Consider the following 1,782-nt stretch of genomic DNA (forward strand, 5'->3'; position numbering starts at 1 on the left):
AAAAATGCCACATCTTCTTTAGTAAGAGTCAATTCACGGGCTGTTTTTGATTCTTCACGGTCTGCCCAAACTGCATCGGTTTCAACACCGAGAATGAGACCATTTCCAAGATCTACGTTAGATCCGGCATAAATCCCACCCATGAAACCTGAAGGACTAGGTGTGTTATCTTTTTTGACAAGTTCTTTATCTTCTCCTGGAATAGTTACTTTAGTTTTACTCGAAAAGTTACCAACTTGACCACCAAGATAAAAGCCTGTCCAAGAAAACGAAGGGGCTGCTGCGATAACTGCTGGGGTTGTTTCACGAGGGATGATAACATCAGCAGCTTGTGCTGCAGAAGCTGAAATTAAAGCAGCAATAGAAGTTGCTATTAAAGATTTTGTATTCATAATTTTGCTCCTAAATTAACTATAAAACGACCTTACAAGATTATAAATAGAAAAGCTGTAGTAAAAATGTCACAATCATACAAATAAAAATCCCAGAAAACAGCGCTTTTGTAAAAGTCAATATCTTTTGGAAATTTAATTTTTTATTAATACTTTGTATTCATAATTGCACTTTTGATGAAATTAGAACTTGTAAGCGACACCTGCACGAAAGTCATTGGTTGTATAGCCTAGTTTATCCTTTGCAAATTGCTTCTTACGCAAGTCTGAGTAATGGTGCTCTGCACGCAACAGAACATTGTCTGTCATTGCAAAGTCAACACCTAAAGTGAAACTAACCAGTATCTTTGTCTTCATCATGCAAATTAGCAGAAGCGATCACTTGACCAGTATTATCAGCCAGCCTCTTTTTTCACTTCAATTGCGGAAATGCCCTACATTTGCGTATAAGCAATACCATCAGCAAAATAAGGTATTATACGATTAGCAACTACAAAACTAATACGGGCCCATGTTAAACTAGACCATTTTTCTTCTTCAGTAAAAATTATAAACCATTGTATCATCATCGTGAAGCTTTTCTGCATCAGCCAAAGTAACGCTAGCATTTATAAGATTTTGGCTAAGTTTTTATATCTCATACGCCTCAAGATCCTCTAAGTACGTTTTTGTGTTTCCACGGTCATGCCCAGACTGCATCTGTTACAACACCTAAGATGAAGACATTTCCAAGATCAAAGTTAGATCCTGTATAAAAACCGCCAATCAAACCTGAAAGTTTAGGCAATCCATATTTGTATGGAGTTTTCTCTTTTATCTCTAAATAAAATAGATCAACTTGACTTGAAAAGTTGCCAACTTGATCCCCGATATAAAAACCTGTTCAAAAAAAGTAGGAGCAGCAATACCTGTTGGAGCTGCTTCACCAAGGATGATAGAATTAGCAGCTTGTATCGCAAAGCTATAATTATAGTGATAACAGAAATTATGATTAAAGATTTTATATTCGTAAACTTTTCTCCTAATTTATTTAGGAACAAAGTATTATATGACTACAGAAAAACGCTGTAGTCAACATGATACAACCATAGGAAATGAAAGACGAACCAAAGATAAAATCATTTCATAACTTCACTTCGTACAAGAAATTGTAAGTTATAAATGTGCATAAGATATTGATTTTACATCGTGGTTATTGTCTCTCGTTTATGACAATCTTTTTAAGAAAATCCGAATAATATCTTTTAAATCCCTAACAAATATAGGGTATGTGATAATATAGCAATAGAAAAATAACAGAGGCTCCGTCTTCGACAGAGCCTCATAACAATTTATTTTGTCTTCATCATTTCGTTTTTGACGAAATTAGAATTTGTATGCAACACCTACA

Annotated in this window: 2 protein-coding genes and 1 pseudogene; all 3 read right to left on the reverse strand. The window is 34.7% G+C overall.

Translation table 11 applies throughout. From position 1 onward, the window contains the following. A pseudogene (locus ACFIO3_RS12575) lies at positions 1 to 392 on the reverse strand (hemin-binding protein E); the annotation flags it as partial. Between the two features lie 183 nt (positions 393 to 575). Then, positions 576 to 701 (reverse strand): hypothetical protein, encoded by a 126-nt coding sequence (locus ACFIO3_RS12580; protein ID WP_375614561.1) that lies wholly within the window; start codon positions 699 to 701, stop codon positions 576 to 578. Positions 702 to 826: 125 nt separating this feature from the next. Next, on the reverse strand, positions 827 to 961 hold the full coding sequence (locus tag ACFIO3_RS12585) for a hypothetical protein (protein ID WP_375614562.1): 135 nt from the start codon (positions 959 to 961) through the stop codon (positions 827 to 829). Positions 962 to 1,782 lie beyond the last annotated feature (821 nt).

It is taken from the genome of Bartonella sp. AD328YNZD (genome assembly GCF_042196425.1).

Bases quoted from the DNA above. Each gene is read 5' to 3' on its own strand.
- ACFIO3_RS12580 (WP_375614561.1), bottom strand. From the start codon at position 701: ATGACAGACAATGTTCTGTTGCGTGCAGAGCACCATTACTCAGACTTG.
- ACFIO3_RS12585 (WP_375614562.1), bottom strand. From the start codon at position 961: ATGATGATACAATGGTTTATAATTTTTACTGAAGAAGAAAAATGGTCT.